Below are 18537 nucleotides of genomic sequence, written 5' to 3' on the forward strand. Positions count from 1 at the left end.
TTTATAGAAGCAGATAGAAAGAAAAGATGGGAGGAAAAAAGAATGGGATATATTAAGAAATTGGAAGGGAAACATCTTTATCTTGCGGTACCAAAGGTGGAAGATGCAGCAACTTATGTGAAGTGGCTCAGTGACTTTGATACGACAGACGGACTTGGGAATTCTGCGATGATCATGACGGTTGAGGCGGAAGAGGCATGGATCCAAAGTATGCAAGGGAAAACACAGTTTGCGATCATCAGAAAAGAAGATGATACACTGATCGGCAACTGTGGGATCCAGGAGATCAATCAAATCCGTCAGTGTGCGGAAGTCGGACTTTTTATCGGAGAGGAAGAAAATCGGGGAAAAGGATATGGGCAGGAGGTATTAAGGCTCCTTCTCGATTTTGCTTTTGAGACATTAAACCTTCACAATGTGATGCTGCGAGTATTTGCATTTAATGAGAGAGCGATCCACACTTATCAGAAAGTCGGCTTCCGTGAGTTTGGAAGAAGAAGAGAAAGCTATTATGCAAAAGGACGTTTCTGGGATGAAATCCATATGGATATTTTAAAAGAAGAGTATCTCGCAGACAGATAAAAATACAAGTGGATGGATGAAAAAAGAAAAATAGGAAATAGAAGAAAAAGAGGTAAAAATCATGATACAAGATATTGCACCACACCGGTATCGAAATGAGTACAACCCAAAACCGCCGGAGAAAGACAGTATTATGCTATGTTATGACGGACATCAGGTATTGTTGGAGAAAAAGGGAGAGGAAATCCGTTTTCCGACTTTTGCGGAACTGGAAAAGGAAAATGATGGGATCTATGAGAATTATACATATCTGTTTGAGATAGACGGGAAGTGTTTCTATTTGGGAGAACATATCCGTTATGCACAGCTGTCTACATTTCAGATGGAACATACTGAAGCTTTCCGGCAGGCGAAGCCACTTTATCTTGCCTTTGCGGGGATTACAGGTTTCCAGCTGTATAACTGGTATCGGAGCAGAAAATTTTGCGGAGTATGCGGCAGACCGATGGTACATGACAAAAAAGAACGTATGATGCGCTGTGAGCATTGTGGACAGATGGAATTTCCGAAAATCTGCCCGGCAGTCATTATTGGTGTGACGGATGGTAATCGGCTGCTCATGTCAAAATATGCAGGCAGAGACTACAAGAAATATGCATTGATTGCCGGTTTTGCAGAAATTGGCGAGACAATCGAGGAGACGGTGCAGCGGGAAGTGATGGAGGAAGTTGGCTTGAAAGTCAAAAATCTGCGTTATTATAAAAGCCAGCCGTGGTCTTTTTCGGATACACTGTTGTTTGGATTTTTTGCGGAGTTAGATGGAAGTGCCGAGATTACGCTTGACGAAGAGGAACTTGCCTTGGCAGAGTGGTTTGAGCGTGAAGAAATTCCGGTAACAGAAAAGCATATCAGTCTGACAAATGAGATGATTCTTGCGTTCAAAGAAGGAAAGGTATAGAAGATTCTCTCAGCAGAAGCGATTATAATGTGAATATAAAGCGAGCACAACAGAGCGGAGGTCAGAAAAAACAGAATAAGTGAGAGAAAAATTGTCCATACTTTCTATAACATGTAGAAGTAACAAAAATGAGGTGGAGTGTATGGATACAATCTGGACGAAGACAAGCAAGCTTCCTGCGTTCTCGCCACTTGCTCAGAGTGTTCGAGCAGAAGTTGCGGTGATCGGCGGAGGAATGGCCGGAATTTTAACGGCTTTTTTTCTGAAACGAGCAGGAAAAGATGTGATCGTTCTTGAGGGGAATCGAGTGGGAAGTGGACAGACTGCAGGGACCACAGCAAAGATTACGATTTCTCACAATTTGATTTATGAAAAACTGTTCAGAGAGGCGGGAGAGGAAAAAGCAAGAAAATATGTCAGTGCAAATAAGCGTGCACTGAAGATGTATAGTCGGCTGGTGCAGGAAGAGCAGATAGACTGTGATTTTCGAGAATGTAGTTCCTACCTCTATTCACTGACCGATGCAGAGCAGATAAAGAGAGAAGTGGAGGCGGCAGTACGTCTGGGGATTGAAGCGGAGTTTACAACAAAGACAGAGCTTCCATTTTCCGTTATAGGAAGTATCTGTTATCAGAAACAGGCAGCATTTCATCCACTGCTCTTTTTAAAAGCACTTGCAGAACAGCTTGTAATTTATGAGCACACAAAAGTAACTGGTGTGGAGGAGGGGAAAATTTATACGGATCATGGAAACGTGTTGGCAGATGCGGTTGTATTTGCGTCTCATTATCCGATTATGAATACACCAGGATATTATTTTGCAAGGATGCATCAAGAACGCAGTTATGTACTTGCATTGAAACAGGCACAACCCTTTGAACATTTGTATTTGGGTGTAGATCCCGGGGAAGACTTCTCCTTCCGGAATTTCAGAGAGTTTACATTGTTTGGAGGAGAAGGGCACCGGACCGGAGAAAATGAGACCGGAGGGCAATACAAGAAGCTGGAGAGGCGGGCAAAAGAATATTGGAGAGATTGTGAGACGATAGATAGATGGTCGGCGCAGGACTGCATGACACTCGATGCCATTCCCTACATCGGACTTTATACAGGAAAAAATAAAAAGTGGTATGTAGAAACCGGATTTGGAAAATGGGGAATGACTTCCTCGATGGCAGCGGCTCTGATGATTACAGAACAGATCTGCCAGAAAGAAAGTGGAAATGCAGCAGTGTTTTCTCCGCAGAGAGTTCCGATCAGAGCATTGAAAGCAGCAGCGGTAGAAGGAGCAAAGAGCGCCAAAGGACTGGCGGCTCCCGGAGGCATCCGCTGTCCCCACCTCGGCTGTAAGTTGACGTGGAATCCAGAAGAAGAGACATGGGACTGTCCTTGCCATGGATCGCGGTTTGATAAAGAAGGAAATCTGATTGATAATCCTGCAGTAAGAAATGCAGCAGTGGAGAGGAAATGAGCAGAAAAAATTATTTTTATGGGGGACGAAAAAAGAAGTGCTATTTTGAAGGATGGTATTTTAAGCATGAAAATGGATCCCAGACTATTTGCTTTATTCCATCGTTCCATATCAATCCAAGAGGAGAAAAAAGTGCGATGCTGCAGGTGATCGCAAATGATCATGTTTGGAAGATTCATTATGCACCGGAACAGTTTTATGCGGCAAAGGGACGTCTGTACTGCCGGATCGGAAGAAATGTCTTTTCGGAAACTGGGATTTCTATTGATATACGGACGAGAGAATTGAAAATGAAAGGGAAGCTTGTCTATGGGAAATTCTCCCAACTGTCTGGGGATATTATGGGTCCGTTTCGCTGGATCCCATTTATGCAGTGCCGACATGAGATCATCAGTATGAGACACAATGTGGCAGGAACATTGAAGATCAATCGCGAGCAGCTTCATTTTGGCAAAGGAATCGGGTATATTGAGAAAGACCGCGGCACGTCTTTTCCAGATCAATATGTCTGGACCCAGTGCAGCAGAGGGGCAGGAGGAAGATTGCACTTGATGGCGGCAGCAGCAACAATTCCGGTGGGACCATTTTCCTTTGAAGGAACGATTGCAGAAATCTGGTACGGAAGAAGACACTATCGTCTTGCGACTTATTGTGGAGCTCGAGTCAAGGAAAGAACAGAGAAGCAAATAGTGATTGAACAGAAACATATAAAATTTGAGGCACAACTACAGCAGAACCATCCGCAGAAACTTCTGGCACCGCAGTTAGGGGCGATGGGAAGAGGAATCTACGAACATGCTGCATGTACGGTCAGATATCGGCTTTTTGTGGATGGCGATCTTCTCTTTGATGAAATATGTACGCCGGCAGGATTTGAGGCTGATATCAGAGAATAGGCAAAGGGAACAGATGCAATACAAAAGATGGACAATGAAGATACAGAAAGGAGATTGAAAAGATGGAAGAACAGATTCGTGAAATTATAGAATATTATACAAAGGAGGGAGAAATGATTTCACAGGAGGATCTCGTCAATATGCTGCGGGAGATCCAGGATGTGAAAGGATGTATTCCGGCAGCAGTGCAGAAACAAGTGGCAGAAGTTACAAAAATGAAGGAGACATTTCTGGCGGCAGTCATCAAACGTTATCCAAGCCTGAAGGCGGAGAATTATCGTCATGAGATTCAAATATGTGTAGGAGCAGGGTGTTCAGCAAAAGGCTCTTACGATCTTTTGAAAATACTTGAGAAAAAGTGGAAAATTCGTCAAGGAGAAGTATCTGAGGGAGGCAGATTTTATCTGCGGACAAGCGGGTGTATGAAACAGTGTGCCAAAGGGCCGAACATGATGATTGACGGAACGGTATATCATCAAGTGACGGAGGAGAGTCTGGGAGAGATTCTGAAAGCATATCGATAGAAAAATGAATTAATAAGTATGAATTCATTCAAAAAAGAATAAAAAATAAAAGAAAACAATGAAAATGCGTAAATAAATGCAAGAAAGTATTGACGAAACGTCAAAAAGTGAGTATGATGTTAAATTGAAAACAGATTTTGGAGGTCTTGCAATGTTAGCGTATAAGGATAGAAGTAAAGAGGAACTTTTAGAACTGAAAAGTCAGTTAGAACAAGAATTTCAAAAGGTAAAGGCACAGGGACTGCAGCTTGATATGTCTAGAGGAAAACCTTCTGCAGCACAGCTGGATCTTGCGATGGGGATGATGGATGTCCTTACAAGTGAATCCGATCTGAAATGCGAGGAAGGGGTAGACTGCCGAAATTACGGAGTACTCGACGGAATCCGTGAAGCGAAGCAGCTCCTTGCCGATATGACAGAAGTGCCGAAAGACAATATCGTTATCTTTGGAAATTCCAGTTTGAATATTATGTACGATACGATTGCACGTTCCATGACACATGGGGTGATGGGAAGTACCCCGTGGGCAAAATTGGACAAAGTAAAGTTCTTATGCCCGGTTCCTGGATACGACAGACACTTTGCGATCACAGAGCATTTTGGAATTGAAATGATCAATGTGCCAATGACGATGGATGGACCGGATATGGATATTGTGGAGAAGCTGGTCAGCGAGGATGATGCGATCAAAGGAATCTGGTGTGTCCCGAAATATTCGAATCCACAGGGAATCACATATTCTGACGAGACAGTACACCGCTTTGCAAAACTGAAACCGGCGGCAAAAGATTTCCGTATTTATTGGGATAATGCATATGGCATCCATCACTTATACGAAGACAAGCAGGACTATTTAATAGAGATTTTGATGGAATGTAAAAAAGAAGGAAACCCAGATATGGTGTATAAATTCTGTTCCACATCGAAAGTAAGCTTTCCGGGTTCCGGAGTTGCAGCGATTGCGGCATCGGATGCCAATCTTGTGGCGATCAGAAAACAGATGCAGATCCAGACAATTGGACATGATAAGTTGAATCAGCTGCGCCACGCACGCTTTTATAAAGACATTCACGGAATGGTGGAACATATGAAGCTGCATGCAGATATTCTGCGTCCGAAATTTGAGACAGTCCTGACAATTTTAGAGAGAGAGCTGGAAGGACTTGAAATCGGTTCCTGGTTACGGCCGCGAGGAGGATATTTCATCTCGTTTGATGCGATGGATGGATGTGCCAAGGCGATTGTTGCAAAGGCAAGTGAGGCAGGACTTGTCATGACACCTGCAGGGGCGACATTCCCGTATGGTAAAGATCCAAAAGACAGCAATATCCGTATTGCACCATCATATCCGACACCGGAGGAACTGGCGAAGGCATGTGAGATCTTTGTACTGAGTGTGAAGCTGGTAAGTATTGATAAGATTTTGGAGAGTAAATCATAATAGAGAATGCAGTTGATACTGTGAAAGGAAAAGAGTCGGGGATTTTGTTCCCGGCTCTTTTGGCAGAAGCGGCAAGAAATCACTTTTGCCAAAGATTTTATTATAGAGGAATTTGTCTCTATTCAGAGATAAATTTCAAGATTGCTTCCCGTGTAGTCTGATAGTAATCTTTTTCAAGATACATTGCGTGACCAGCGCCGTGCAGATGAAGTAATTTGGATCCTTCTGGAAGTTCCTTCTCAGCTTGATAACATCTGTCAATGTTTACATAGAAGTCATTGTCACCAGTAATAATCAATACAGGAACTTTTACTGCTTTTGTATCGATCAGCCAGCCATCGCCGATTTCCATAATCTCTTTCGCACCGCCGTTTGGACGTCCATGTCCGCCATCCTGAGCATATGTATGGTCTACCCACATTCCGTGAAGTTCTGTTACTGGAGTCGCTTCAAATGCACCACCGAAGCAAGGTCCAAGCCATACGACTTTCTTTAATAAATCCGGGCGCTGTGAAGCAACTTCGGAAGTTGTCATTGTTCCCCATGACCAGCCAAGCAAATCAAGTTTTTCTACACCCTGTAACTCACAGATTTTTTCGAGAGCATAAATTTTATCTTCTGCAGCATGTTGTGTTGTGACTTTCCATCCGTCTTCGTATTTTCCAGATTTTCCATATCCGCTAAGATCCAGACGCCATACAGTGTATCCGTTCTTTGCAAAATATTCGCAAACACTGTAATCTTTGATTGATTGCTGCCATGGCACCAGACTGCTTGAGTACGTTCATAAGGAGAAGAGCTCCAAAAATGATAAACAAAGTTTCCAGAGCACTTAGGAAACCAGAAATTGTTCTGGCTGAGATTTTCAGAAAATCCATTTTCCATACAAATCCGGCAACCAGGCAGGCGATCAGCCAAGAGAAAGGCAATGCACGTTTTGCAGGCCAATTGAAGACAGCCATAAAGATAATAGTGAATAAAATTGGAAGTGCAGCGATTGCAGCATATAGATACATAAATAAACCCCCTTTTTTTCGACCAATTTTTCTAATCAAATGCTAACAAGAGAAAAAGAGAAATTCATTTTACTATCGTTTCAGGACAAATATGAGCTGATCAACTGGATGTTTTATACAGATATGTTGGAAAATGTAAATTCTTTTAACAATCCATCGAAGCTGACAGAGAGTTTTGTGAAAGTATGTAAGGCTCTTTATGCAGAAAGGAAATTTTACTTTGCGTGTTTTCAATATGTTGGACAAAATTCTCTGTTTGAATCTTTGTATGAAATTTATTATGAACTTTGGAAGATCAATATTGATATGGGATATTCTGAATGCGGATTCAAGCTGTCGGAAAGTGAGTTGAATCTGATGGCAAAGCTAAAAGCACATGCACTGGTAGGAATTATCAAAGATTGGGTGGATGAAGGAATGCATGATAATTATATGAAGTATTTTGAACAGATTCGTGAGATACTGGATTCCGAATCTTTAGGATACTCAATTTTATCGAATCAGAGAATGATGGAAAAACGAGCAGAGGAATTTGATAAAAATCCAATCAGAAAGAAGAATTTTATATAGCGGAGCATACAGAAGAAGTGTACAGGGAGTTTGTAGAACTTGTAAAGAAATATCAGGAAGATTTATTTGTGGCAGGACCAGGATTCAATGCAGGAAGATATGGATTGGGATGTGGAGCTGCTACGGCAGCAGTGACTAGGGACAGATCTTTATAAAGACCGCGCACATATTTTACAGACGGAGAACAATGCTGCCAAGATGCGAGAGGCAATGAAGTCCGTTGCAGAATTTGTGGACAGACTGATTAAAAATGATTTTATTGGAGATGGAAGAAAAGAAGGGTATCATGGATCGGGAACTGATTTTTCAGACAGCTGAGGAAATTTCCAGAGGCTCAGAGATTGCAATTTCAAATGGATGTCTGAAAGATGTAGCTGCTATTTTTGGACTTCATATCGGAAATATTTTAGGCAAAGAAATTCCGACAGGGACTCTTATTTTTCCAAGGGCATGTTGTATGGCATCTTTTGATAAATTTATTATTTGTGTAAAAGGGCAATCCTGTCATGGATCTACACCAGAGAAGGGCGTTGACCCTGTCAACATAGCAGCTCATCTTCTGATTGCTTTGCAGACAATACAGACAAGAGAAATATCGGGAACAGCGTCTAGTGTTATCACCATTGGAAAAATTACAGGAGGAACCCAATATAATGTGATACCGGACCAGGTAGTTTTGGAAGGGACGATTCGAGCGCTGGATGAGACAGTGCGGCAGTATATTGCGAGAAGGATCAAAGAACTGGCAGTGGCTATTTCAGCGATGTTTGGAGGAAGCTGTGAGTGTGAGATTATATGGGGAGCTCCCCCGGTAGTCAATGATGAGACGATGGCAGAGCTGGCTGCAAAAGCCGTCAGCGATCTGTTTGAACCGAAAGATATTATTGAGGATTTTTCAATTCCTAATATGGGAGGAGAAGATTTTGCGAACTATCTTTTGGAAGTTCTGGGAGCTTTTTTCTTCCTGAGTTCTTCCAATGAAAAAAAGGGAACAGACATTCCGCATCACAATCCAACATTTAATATTGATGAAGATGTGATGTGGAAAGGAACTGTGACGTTTGTGCGAATTGTACATAATATGTTGCAGATCGAAAAAAAATAAAGCATATTTACAAAAAGGCAGAGGATATCTACAAAATGGAGGAGATATCCTCTGCTTTTTTTGTGGAAAAATCATTGTGCGCAGCAAAATGGAGTGTGATATGATGAAAAGCAAAGAATTTTGTAATCGTTTAAGGAAGGAATGAGAAAAGATATGAAATTATTGTATCAGTTTGGCGTGATCATGACGGTCACATTTCTAGGGGAAGTTCTTCATGCAGTGCTCCCTCTTCCGGTTCCGGCAAGCATTTATGGACTTTTGATCATGCTATTTTGTCTTTGCGCGAAAGTGATAAAATTGAATCAGGTGAAACTTGCAGCGGATTTTTTGATTGATATTATGCCGCCGATGTTTATACCTTCAGCAGTTGGACTTATTACAGTGTGGGCGGATTTAAAGGAAATCGTTGTGCCGGTCATGATGATTATTGTTATCACAACGATTTTTGTGATGATTTGCACCGGAAAAGTATCACAGGGAATTATTGACTACAGGAGAAAAAAGGAGGTAGAACGGAAAGATGAAAGAGTTTTTTAGTGAATCGTTGTATTTTGGTCTGACGATCAGTATCGGAGCCTATGGTCTGGGCTTACTTGCACGGAAAAAATTGAAATGGGGGTTTTTGAATCCATTGCTGTTAGCGATCGTTGCAGTTATTGTTCTACTCAATGTATTGGATGTTGATTATGCGACTTACAACGAATCAGCAAAATACTTAAGCTATCTTTTAACTCCGGCTACTGTCTGCCTTGCGGTTCCATTGTATCAGCAGATGGAATTGTTGAAACAAAATTTCTGGGCAGTTTTCTGGGGAATTACGGCAGGCGTACTGTCAAGCCTCGGAAGTGTTTTCGGGTTGGCATATTTGTTTGGGCTGAGCCATGAACAGTATGTGACACTGCTGCCGAAGTCGATCACAACTGCGATTGGAATTGGAGTTTCCGAGGAGTTGGGAGGAATCTCAACGATCACCGTCGCTGTCATCATTGTGACAGGGGTGTTAGGAAATATCATCGGAGAATATATATGTAAAATGTTTGGAATCAGAGAACCGATTGCGGTAGGACTTTCTCTTGGAACGGCTTCGCATGCAATCGGCACAGCAAAAGCATTGGAACTTGGAGAGGTGCAGGGAGCCATGAGCAGCCTTTCTATCGCTGTGTCAGGGCTGATGACGGTCATTGGTGCATCTGTTTTTGCCACATTTTTATAAATTTTTATTTTTGCCTATCCAAAGAAAATGAAAGATGGTACAATGACAGCAAATTCACAGTGAAACAGAGGAGGAGCAACAATGAGATGGATGATTGCATCAGATATCCACGGTTCTGCATATTACTGCAGAAAGATGATAGAAGCATACAGAAGAGAGAAGGCAGATAAGCTTCTGCTTCTCGGAGATATTTTATATCACGGGCCAAGAAACGACCTTCCGAAAGACTATGCGCCAAAGGAAGTGATCGCGATGTTAAATGAGATCAAAGAAGAGATTCTTTGTGTGAAGGGAAATTGTGAGAGTGAAGTAGACCAGATGGTTTTGGAATTCCCGATTATGGCAGATTACTGTATTTTATATTTGAATGACCGTATGATCTTTGCCACACATGGACATGTACATAATCTGGAACATGTGCCAATGTTAAAAAAGGGAGACATTCTTCTTCATGGACATACACATGTGCCGGTTTGCAGAGAAACGGACAGATGTATTTATATGAACCCGGGTTCTATTTCCATTCCAAAAGAAGATTCTCTTCACAGCTATATGATTTTAGATGAGAAATTTGAGTGGAAAGATCTTGACGGCGAAGTATATATGGAGAAAGAAATCAGATGGAAAAGAAAAGAATCCTGTTTGGGCTGATCGCAATAGGAATCAGTTTGTATATGAGTGGCTGCATGGAACTGATGCCGAAGGAGAAGCAGACGTTTCGGACAAGAGGAAAAGGAGTCTATCAAGGATTTGATCATGTGCCGGAAGATTATACTGCCGAGCAGGCAAAGAAAGATGGATGTGTAGTTTACAGAGATACAAAGCTGGTTGACGGCGGAGAATACTGGGAACAGTTTTTAAAAAGTGCAGAGAGCAAAGAGCCTGCAAAAGTGCGGATCATGTATCAGTTTGGAAGGGAGAAAGAATGGTTTCTCGAAGATCTATTCTATGATGGGAAGAACTTCCGGGTGATTTTGTCAAAAGATCATGAGGTGCATGATTATGAATATAAATATTTGCTGGATTTGGAGGGACGCATGGATCAGGCAGTAAAGCCAGTCCGCTATGTTGTACTGACAAACGATAAAGATCTTTCCTTTCAGAATGTCTGGGACAGCGAGCATGCAAAGACCGAAGAAGAAAAGCTAAACTACAAGCGGATCATCTATGAAATCCCATAAAAACTAAAAAAGAGAAAGAACGATAAGAAGTTGCCGTAAAGAAAAAATACGGCAACTTCTTTTCAAGTAAAATCTTAAATCTGTTCCTGATCCTGCGGTCTGCTGACTTTTCCTTTGAACCGCTGACAAATGTAAGTGTTTGCTTCACGTTCCTCGGTATCATCAAGGGGAGCGAGCTCAATTGGCTTCTTATATTTTCTCTCTAGTGCTTTTGTGAGAAGATAATCACAAATCTGAGGATTTTTTGGGAGAAGCGGTCCGTGCAGATAAGTTCCGATCACATTTTTATAAATGATCCCTTCGTAGCCGCTCTGTCCGTCATTTCCACTTCCATAAATGACTTTTCCGAATGGCTTCTGATCTTTGATATAAGTTCTGCCGCCGTGATTTTCAAAGCCGACCACAGGCATATCAGAAAGTTCGCTCTCCAGAACAATGTTATCGATGAGTCGATAATCCTTGCCCTGTTCTGTGTAAATATCTACGATGGAAAGCCCTTCGATCACACCTTGATCAGTGGAATAGTGGGTCCCGAGTAACTGGTATCCGCCGCAGACTGCAAGGACAACACCGCCGTCCTCCACATAAGCTTTGAAATCATCGCGGATTTCCTTCAGACGTTCGCAGACAAGCATCTGTTCCCGGTCAGACCCTCCACCGAGCAGAACAATGTCAAGTTCAGAGAAGTCGACCTCGTCCTGAATCTCAAATTCAATTGTCTCTGCTTCGATGCCTCTCCATTGGAGCCGCTTCATCATACATTGAATATTTCCCCGGTCTCCGTAGAGATTCAGAAGATCTGGATAAAGATGTCCGATAGTCAGTTTCATGATTGTTCACCCTCCATTCGCTTTAAGATATTATGAGTACTATACAAGGCAGTATAATTGACAAGGACGTATAAATTTCCGGTGCCATCGGCGATGCGTTTCCGGACTGCAGTCTCAATATCCGGCTCCAAAATAGAAGGGATATCTACATATTTCAATCGTAAGCGCATATCCTGGCAGCGGATTCCGCTGACGGTGATGGAACGTATGGATGGGTCGCCTAGGCGGTCAAAGTCCACATCCCAGAGCCAGGACACATCAATTCCGTCCTGATCATTGTCGTTGATCAGAATAATCAGATCTTTCGGGCTGTCATCCTCCATGACGGCGGAAATGTTTTGGTTAAATCCTGCTGGGTTCTTTGCAAGGTTTAAGATAATTTCCGTTCCTTTGATAGAGAAATGTTCCATTCGTCCGTTTTCTGGGTTGTACTTGCCGAGGATCTCATTGAAATTTTGAAGTGGAATGCCGGCTTCTTTGACAGCAGCATATACAGCAAGAATATTGTAGACATTGTAGAAACCACGATAATTTACATGAATATGCTCCCCATTTGCATCGAAGTCCAGAACCTTTCCAGTCTTGACATTGCTTGCGTTATAGTTTAGCTCTGGTCGGTGGAAATCACAGTTTGGACAGTGGTAGTCCCCGAGCTGGCTGTAATGGTAGAAATTGTAAAACAATTTTGCTCCACATTTTTTGCAGAAACGTCCTTCTTTGATTTCGTTGATGCTTTGTTCTTCAAATACTTGCTCCTGGATTCCGTAAGTGACATATGGATTGCCGCTTTCCTGGGCAAGATATGTGGAGAGTGCATCATCTCCATTGACGATGATCGTCATCTCCGGAGCAATTCGCATTGCATCTTTTAACAGATTCATTGTGATATCAATCTCGCCATAGCGATCCAGCTGATCCCGAAACAGATTGTTTAGTATCATGTAATCCGGTTTGAAATGCGGGAAAATGCGCAGTGTGGAGGCTTCGTCCACTTCGATACAGGCATAGTCGGCATCGATTTTTCCATTCCATTTTGCAGATAGTACAAAAGCGGCAATAGCTCCGTTTAACATATTGGAACCGGAGTGGTTACAGATTACCTTTTTTCCCTGTCCCTCCAAAGTAGAGCAGAGAAGATTATTGATTGTGGTTTTTCCATTTGTACCACAAACGACAAAGATTTTCTCACGGACATCAGCGGCCATCTCTGTCAGAATATCAGGATCGATCGTAAGTGCAATCTTACCAGACCAGGTGAGCCCCTGCTTTCCTAACAATTTACATACAAAGCCTGTGAGCTTTGAAGCCCATATGGCAAATAATCTACGTATTTTCACAGTGTTCCTCCATCTTGTTTTATTTTCTTATTTACGTTGCTATTATATCTGAAATTAAAAGGAGTGTAAAGGGCAAGAGAATGCATTGACAAGAAATGTCATATGTTATAACATGTATATAACAACGGAGGTGAGGTTATGTTTATCGAGATTGATTTTAACAGTTCAGAAGCGCTGTATATTCAGCTTCGGAATCAGATCATTATGGGAATTGCGACATCTACGATCCGGGAAGGGGATACACTTCCGTCTGTCAGGCAGCTTGCGGAAAATATCGGTATCAATATGCATACAGTAAATAAGGCGTATTCGGTCTTAAAGCAGGAAGGGTTTCTTCAGCTGGACCGCAGAAAAGGTGCTGTGATCGCCATCGATGTCAATAAACTTCAGGCGGTGGAAGAGATGAGAGAGCAGCTCAGAGTACTGCTTGCAAAGGCAAGCTGTCAGAACATTTCCAGGGAGGAAGTTCATCAGCTTGTGGATGAGATTTATGAAGAATATGTGTAGGAGAGATAGAAGGAGGAATTCATGCAGATTGAATATACAAAACAGGCTGAGAATGTGTTAAAGACCGCGAGGAGTGCAGCAAAGGAGTTAAGACACCCATATATTGGGACAGAACATCTTTTGCTTGGACTGCGGAGAGTGTTTACGGGAGTGGCAGGTCAGATCCTTGCGACAAACGGAGTAAATGAGAATGAGATTTTGAAAGTGATCGGAGAACTGATTTCTCCGACAGAGGAAGTTGTATTTGAAGGAAAGGCAGAGAGAAGTCCACGCTTAGAGTATCTGCTTGAGAACAGCAGAAGAGAGGCAGAGCGATTTCAGGCATCGGAGGTTGGTACGGAGCATATGTTGATGGCGATCGTGCGTGATTCAGAGTGTGTTGCGGCCAGAATCCTTACAACGTTAAATATCAGTCTGACAAAGATTTATCAAGATATTTTTGAGGCGGCAGGGATTGATCCGGCGGAATTTTCAGAGGAAGCCGGAAGTGGAAGAAGAGGACAGCCAGGGATGCTGGAGCAATACTGCACAGATCTGACAGAGAAAGCAGCAGACGGGAAGCTGGATCCGGTTGTTGGAAGAATGGAAGAGATTGAGCGGCTGATGCAGGTATTAAGCCGTAGAACGAAGAACAATCCATGTCTTGTCGGGGAACCGGGAGTTGGAAAGACTGCGATCATTGAAGGGCTTGCACAGAGAATCGTGTCGGGGATGGTTCCAGAGAGTATGAAGCATAAGCATATTCTGACGTTGGATCTTGCTTCTCTCATTGCGGGATCTAAGTATCGGGGAGAATTTGAAGACAGGATGAAGCGCCTGATTCAGGAAGTGAAAAGTTCATCGGATATTCTTCTGTTCTTAGACGAGGTACATACAATGATCGGTGCAGGAGGTGCAGAGGGGGCTATGGATGCCTCTAACATTTTGAAGCCATCGCTGGCTCGTGGAGAACTGCAGTTGATCGGCGCAACAACGATCTCTGAATATAGAAAATATATTGAGAAAGATGCAGCGTTGGAGCGGAGATTTCAGCCGATTACAGTTGAAGAGCCAGATAGTGCCCAGAGTATTCAGATTTTGGAAGGTCTGAAGGGAAAATATGAATCACACCATCATGTTACGATTGAGCCGGGAGCACTTGAGGCTGCGGTCAAACTGTCAGAGCGCTATATCAGTGACAGGAATCTGCCCGATAAGGCGATTGATGTTTTGGATGAAGCGTGTTCCAAGGCAAATCTTAATGGGTTTAAAGTTCCGGATAATCTGACAAAGACAGAGGAAATTCTGCAGTCTCTCATGAAGGAGAAGGAACAGGCGGTGGCAGAAGGCCGTTTTGCAGAGGCATCGATGTTGAATCAGGAGCAGCAGGCTGTTGAAAAGAAATTAGAGAGCATTAAGAAACGGTTTAACAAGAATCAGGCATCGCATCAGATTTGCGTGACAGAGCAGCAGATTGCAGAAGTAGTGTCTGTCTGGACAAAGATTCCGGTACAAAAACTGGGAGAATCTGAAAGTGCAAGGTTAAGAAAATTAGAGCAGACTTTACAGAAGAGAGTGATCGGTCAGGAAGAAGCGGTCACTGCTGTTGCAAAAGCGGTGAAGCGGGGACGTGTAGGACTGAAATCCCCGAACAGACCGATTGGGTCATTTTTGTTTCTTGGACCGACAGGTGTGGGGAAGACAGAGCTATCCAAAGCACTTGCGGAGGCGTTGTTTGGACAGGAAGATGCAATGATTCGCGTCGATATGTCAGAATACATGGAGAAGCATAGTGTGTCAAAGATGATTGGTTCCCCTCCGGGATATGTCGGACATGAGGAAGGCGGGCAGCTCAGCGAGAAAGTCAGAAGGAATCCATATGCAGTAATTTTGTTCGATGAGATTGAAAAAGCACATCCGGATGTATTTAATATTTTGCTTCAGGTGCTTGATGATGGGCATATTACAGATTCCCAGGGAAGAAAGATTGATTTCCGTAATACGGTCATTATTATGACGTCGAATGCAGGGGCGAAGGCAATCGTGGAACCGAAGAAGCTGGGATTTGCCGCAAAGGAAGATCCGCAGGATGACTATAAGAAGATGAAAAGCAATGTAATGGATGAAGTGAAGCAGTTGTTCCGACCGGAATTCTTGAACCGGATCGATGAAATTATTGTGTTCCATGCGCTTAGTGCAGAGAATTTGAAGAAAATTGCAGGATTATTGTGCAAGGAATTTGCAGTTCGTGTCCAGTCACAGTTAAATATCCAGTTACACATCCGTGATTCGGTCAAAAAACATATTGTGGAAGTGGGAACAGATACTAAATATGGAGCAAGACCGCTGAGACGTGCAGTGCAGAATGAATTGGAAGATAAGATGGCAGAGGCGATTCTTGCCGGAGAAATCCACTCTGATATGGAGGTAGATGTATCCTTTTCTAAAAAACAAATTAAATTTCTGCCGAAAGTGACAAAGAACTAGAAAAATATCACAAATTATTATATAATATCAGAAAACACCTTATCCATACTATGATGAGAGGGGATAAGATGCAGAAATGAAAATATGAAGTACCGTAGGAGGAGAACAAGATGGCTGCAGTAAAAGAATTATTGCGTGTAGAGGAAGACGGAACACTTAGTTTTGGGGATTTTACATTAGCACAGAAGACAAAATTGGATAACTTTGAATTCGAAGGAGATGTATATAAAGTAAAGACCTTCTCAGAGATCACAAAACTAGAGAGAAATGGAATGTTCGTCTATGAATCTGTACCGGGGACTGCTGTTGAACATTTTGCAGAAACAGAAGATGAAGTGGCATTTACAGTATCTGCGAAGGAAGATGCACAGTTTACATTAGAACTGGAACCAGACTGTGAATACATTGTGTATGTGGACGACGTCAATATCGGAAAAATGATGACAAATCTGAGCGGGAAACTGAGTGTCAGCGCAGAACTTCAGGAAGGCGTCAACGCAAAGATCAGGGTGGCAAGAGTTTAAAGAAGAGCATACTTGTAATGAGGGTGTAAGTTACATAAAGAGATTACAAATCAGGAAACAAGGAACCGATGCAAAAATGAGACAGTGTCTTGAGGCAGGGCTCCTTGTTTTATTTCATATAAAGAAAACAAAAAAGGAAAACGAATATGGCAAAATCAAAAAAAAGTATATTTTTCTGCCAAAATTGTGGGCACGAAGAAAATAAATGGCTCGGACAATGCCCGGTGTGCAGAGAATGGAATACGTTTGTAGAGGAAAAGATCACTGCTTCCGGAAATCCAAAATCTGTCCTTGCGTCGGTAAAAGAAGTAGAAATTCTATCTTTGAATGATGTGGAGACAGAGCATGAAGAAAGAATCTATACAAAAATCGGAGAATTGGATCGTGTACTTGGAGGAGGGATCGTACCGGGATCGCTGATTCTGGTAGGAGGAGATCCAGGAATCGGAAAATCAACACTTTTGCTACAAGTTTGTCGGGAACTCGGTGGGGATCAGAGGAAGATTCTTTATATTTCAGGGGAAGAGTCACTCAGGCAGATAAAACTGCGTGCAAAGCGGATGGGAGAATTTAGTGAGACGGTCTTTTTGCTGAGTGAGACGAATCTAGAGAAGATTCAAGGTGTGTTAGAGTCGCGCAGACCAGAGATCGTGATCATTGACTCTATTCAGACAATGTACAGCGAAGCTGTGGGATCTGCACCGGGAAGTGTATCTCAAGTACGGGAATCTACGAATGTTTTCATGCAACTTGCGAAGGGGCTTGGAATTTCGATTTTTATTGTAGGTCATGTGACAAAAGAAGGGACAGTTGCAGGTCCGAGAGTGCTGGAACATATGGTGGATACCGTTTTATATTTTGAGGGGGATCGACACGCGTCATACCGGATTCTGCGAGCGGTAAAGAATCGGTTCGGATCTACGAATGAGATTGGCGTCTTTGAAATGAGGCAGGATGGACTCAAAGAGGTAGAAAATCCATCAGAATATATGCTGGAAGGAAGACCGGAGAATGCTTCGGGATCTGTTGTGGCATGCTCCATGGAAGGAACGAGACCGATTTTGATTGAAATACAGGCACTTGTCTGTCCGACAAATTTTGGGATGCCAAGGCGCACAGCTGCGGGGACGGACTATAACCGCGTCAATCTTTTGATGGCAGTTCTTGAAAAAAGAATAGGATTTCCACTTTCAAACCATGATGCTTATGTAAATATTGCCGGAGGAATTAAGATGAATGAACCGGCGGTAGATCTGGGAATTGTCCTGGCAATCGTATCCAGTTATAAAAACCGACCGCTTGACGAAAAGACGATCGTATTTGGAGAAGTTGGATTAAGTGGTGAAGTGCGTGCAGTAAATATGCCGGAACAGAGAGTGGCAGAAGCGAAGAAACTTGGATTCACCACTTGCATTTTGCCGGAGGCTTCTGTGAAAATGGTAAAAAGTATAAAGGGAATCCGAGTGATCGGTGTAAAGAGTGTTAATGAAGCAATACAGCTCTTATAGAAAAAAGAAAAGAGATATATGCAATTCAAAAGGTCATTTCTTTCACCTAGGACACAGGCAGTCTGACGGAAGAACAATCTCAAAGGCTGCCTGTAACATGAAGTGAAAAAACGTCGGAAAAGTATAAAATTACAAAAAAATAGAAAAAAATGAAAAAACCTATTGACAGTTTCTGTCGAAGATGATATTCTAATGGAGCGCTCGAGAGAGCAGACAAGTTCAAAAAAAGTTTGAAAAAGAAAAATGAAAAAAGTGCTTGACAAACAAAAAGAACTTGTGATAATATATAAATCGTTGTTGCGAAACAAAAACAACGAAAAATAAAATGAAAAAAGTGCTTGACAAGTAAGAAGTGTTGTGATAAAATGAAACAGCTGATTACGAAAAAGCAAAACAGAACATTGATAATTAAACAATAGACAACACAACCCTGAAAATTTCGAACAATTGAGAAAATTTCAGAACAGA

Annotated in this window: 20 protein-coding genes and 1 pseudogene; 17 read left to right on the top strand and 4 right to left on the bottom strand. The window is 42.4% G+C overall.

Annotated elements, in window-relative coordinates; translation table 11 throughout:
* The first annotated feature begins 42 nt into the window (after positions 1-42).
* The 6 genes from ACESPO_RS11310 (at position 43) to ACESPO_RS11335 (ending at position 5812) form a co-directional block, all read left to right on the top strand.
* Positions 43-582: a GNAT family N-acetyltransferase gene (locus ACESPO_RS11310; RefSeq protein WP_009263577.1), complete on the top strand. Its 540-nt coding sequence runs from the start codon at positions 43-45 to the stop codon at positions 580-582.
* 61 nt (positions 583-643) lie between these two features.
* Positions 644-1480 (top strand): NAD(+) diphosphatase, encoded by an 837-nt coding sequence (gene nudC, locus ACESPO_RS11315; RefSeq protein ID WP_336305137.1) that lies wholly within the window; start codon positions 644-646, stop codon positions 1478-1480.
* Positions 1481-1622: 142 nt separating this feature from the next.
* Entirely contained in the window at positions 1623-2951 is a 1329-nt protein-coding gene (locus ACESPO_RS11320) for an FAD-dependent oxidoreductase (RefSeq protein ID WP_336305138.1), read from the top strand.
* Positions 2948-3847 (top strand): tocopherol cyclase family protein, encoded by a 900-nt coding sequence (locus ACESPO_RS11325; protein WP_336305139.1) that lies wholly within the window; start codon positions 2948-2950, stop codon positions 3845-3847. The genes ACESPO_RS11320 and ACESPO_RS11325 overlap by 4 nt, the downstream gene beginning before the upstream one ends.
* A 62-nt stretch (positions 3848-3909) precedes the next feature.
* Complete coding sequence (locus ACESPO_RS11330; protein ID WP_009263573.1) at positions 3910-4371, top strand: NADH-quinone oxidoreductase subunit NuoE family protein; 462 nt, start codon at positions 3910-3912, stop codon at positions 4369-4371.
* A 151-nt stretch (positions 4372-4522) separates the two neighbouring features.
* A complete protein-coding gene (locus ACESPO_RS11335) occupies positions 4523-5812 on the top strand; it encodes an aspartate aminotransferase type Ic (RefSeq protein ID WP_174704833.1) in 1290 nt (429 codons plus the stop codon).
* A gap of 118 nt (positions 5813-5930) precedes the next feature.
* On the opposite strand, the gene ACESPO_RS11340 is transcribed toward ACESPO_RS11335, so the two are convergent.
* Positions 5931-6578 carry an alpha/beta fold hydrolase gene (locus ACESPO_RS11340; protein WP_499788858.1) on the bottom strand — a complete coding sequence of 216 codons (648 nt, stop codon included), beginning with the start codon at positions 6576-6578 and terminating at the stop codon, positions 5931-5933.
* Complete coding sequence (locus tag ACESPO_RS11345; protein ID WP_334304053.1) at positions 6493-6828, bottom strand: L-lactate permease; 336 nt, start codon at positions 6826-6828, stop codon at positions 6493-6495. Before ACESPO_RS11345 ends, ACESPO_RS11340 begins: the two co-directional genes overlap by 86 nt.
* Positions 6829-6936: 108 nt before the next feature.
* On the opposite strand from ACESPO_RS11345, the gene ACESPO_RS11350 reads away from it, so the two are divergent.
* The 7 genes and pseudogenes from ACESPO_RS11350 (at position 6937) to ACESPO_RS11380 (ending at position 10897) form a co-directional block, all read left to right on the top strand.
* A complete protein-coding gene (locus tag ACESPO_RS11350) occupies positions 6937-7398 on the top strand; it encodes a TetR-like C-terminal domain-containing protein (protein WP_270428578.1) in 462 nt (153 codons plus the stop codon).
* A 17-nt stretch (positions 7399-7415) separates the two neighbouring features.
* A pseudogene (locus ACESPO_RS11355) lies at positions 7416-7716 on the top strand (glycine/sarcosine/betaine reductase selenoprotein B family protein).
* Positions 7685-8503, top strand: a complete 819-nt coding sequence (locus ACESPO_RS11360) for a M20 metallopeptidase family protein (RefSeq protein ID WP_270602619.1) — start codon at positions 7685-7687, stop codon at positions 8501-8503. Before ACESPO_RS11355 ends, ACESPO_RS11360 begins: the two are co-directional and overlap by 32 nt.
* Before the next feature lie 141 nt (positions 8504-8644).
* Positions 8645-9040 (top strand): CidA/LrgA family protein, encoded by a 396-nt coding sequence (locus ACESPO_RS11365; RefSeq protein WP_009263566.1) that lies wholly within the window; start codon positions 8645-8647, stop codon positions 9038-9040.
* A complete protein-coding gene (locus ACESPO_RS11370; protein WP_336305146.1) occupies positions 9024-9716 on the top strand; it encodes an LrgB family protein in 693 nt (230 codons plus the stop codon). The genes ACESPO_RS11365 and ACESPO_RS11370 overlap by 17 nt, the downstream gene beginning before the upstream one ends.
* Positions 9717-9797: 81 nt before the next feature.
* Complete coding sequence (yfcE, locus tag ACESPO_RS11375; RefSeq protein ID WP_120092603.1) at positions 9798-10367, top strand: phosphodiesterase; 570 nt, start codon at positions 9798-9800, stop codon at positions 10365-10367.
* Positions 10337-10897 carry a nucleoside phosphorylase-I family protein gene (locus ACESPO_RS11380; protein WP_120092605.1) on the top strand — a complete coding sequence of 187 codons (561 nt, stop codon included), beginning with the start codon at positions 10337-10339 and terminating at the stop codon, positions 10895-10897. The genes yfcE and ACESPO_RS11380 overlap by 31 nt, the downstream gene beginning before the upstream one ends.
* 74 nt (positions 10898-10971) lie before the next feature.
* Here ACESPO_RS11380 and ACESPO_RS11385 read toward each other — a convergent pair whose 3' ends face one another.
* Together ACESPO_RS11385 and ACESPO_RS11390 are read right to left on the bottom strand one after the other, a co-directional pair.
* Positions 10972-11727 (bottom strand): type 1 glutamine amidotransferase, encoded by a 756-nt coding sequence (locus tag ACESPO_RS11385; RefSeq protein WP_499788859.1) that lies wholly within the window; start codon positions 11725-11727, stop codon positions 10972-10974.
* Positions 11724-13064, bottom strand: a complete 1341-nt coding sequence (locus ACESPO_RS11390; RefSeq protein ID WP_008977332.1) for a MurT ligase domain-containing protein — start codon at positions 13062-13064, stop codon at positions 11724-11726. The genes ACESPO_RS11385 and ACESPO_RS11390 overlap by 4 nt, the downstream gene beginning before the upstream one ends.
* Positions 13065-13202: 138 nt before the next feature.
* Here ACESPO_RS11390 and ACESPO_RS11395 point away from each other — a divergent pair, with 138 nt between their 5' ends.
* The 4 genes from ACESPO_RS11395 to radA all read left to right on the top strand — a co-directional run bounded on the left by ACESPO_RS11395 (position 13203) and on the right by radA (position 18069).
* Complete coding sequence (locus ACESPO_RS11395) at positions 13203-13571, top strand: GntR family transcriptional regulator (protein ID WP_008977331.1); 369 nt, start codon at positions 13203-13205, stop codon at positions 13569-13571.
* A gap of 21 nt (positions 13572-13592) precedes the next feature.
* Entirely contained in the window at positions 13593-16037 is a 2445-nt protein-coding gene (locus tag ACESPO_RS11400) for an ATP-dependent Clp protease ATP-binding subunit (protein ID WP_499788861.1), read from the top strand.
* Positions 16038-16147: 110 nt separating this feature from the next.
* Positions 16148-16561 carry a hypothetical protein gene (locus tag ACESPO_RS11405; protein ID WP_008977329.1) on the top strand — a complete coding sequence of 138 codons (414 nt, stop codon included), beginning with the start codon at positions 16148-16150 and terminating at the stop codon, positions 16559-16561.
* A 146-nt stretch (positions 16562-16707) separates the two neighbouring features.
* Positions 16708-18069 carry a DNA repair protein RadA gene (radA, locus tag ACESPO_RS11410; protein ID WP_008977328.1) on the top strand — a complete coding sequence of 454 codons (1362 nt, stop codon included), beginning with the start codon at positions 16708-16710 and terminating at the stop codon, positions 18067-18069.
* Positions 18070-18537: the final 468 nt, after the last annotated feature.

Source organism: Coprococcus sp. HPP0074 (genome assembly GCF_964238105.1).
GTDB classification, from domain to species: domain Bacteria; phylum Bacillota; class Clostridia; order Lachnospirales; family Lachnospiraceae; genus Faecalimonas; species Faecalimonas umbilicata.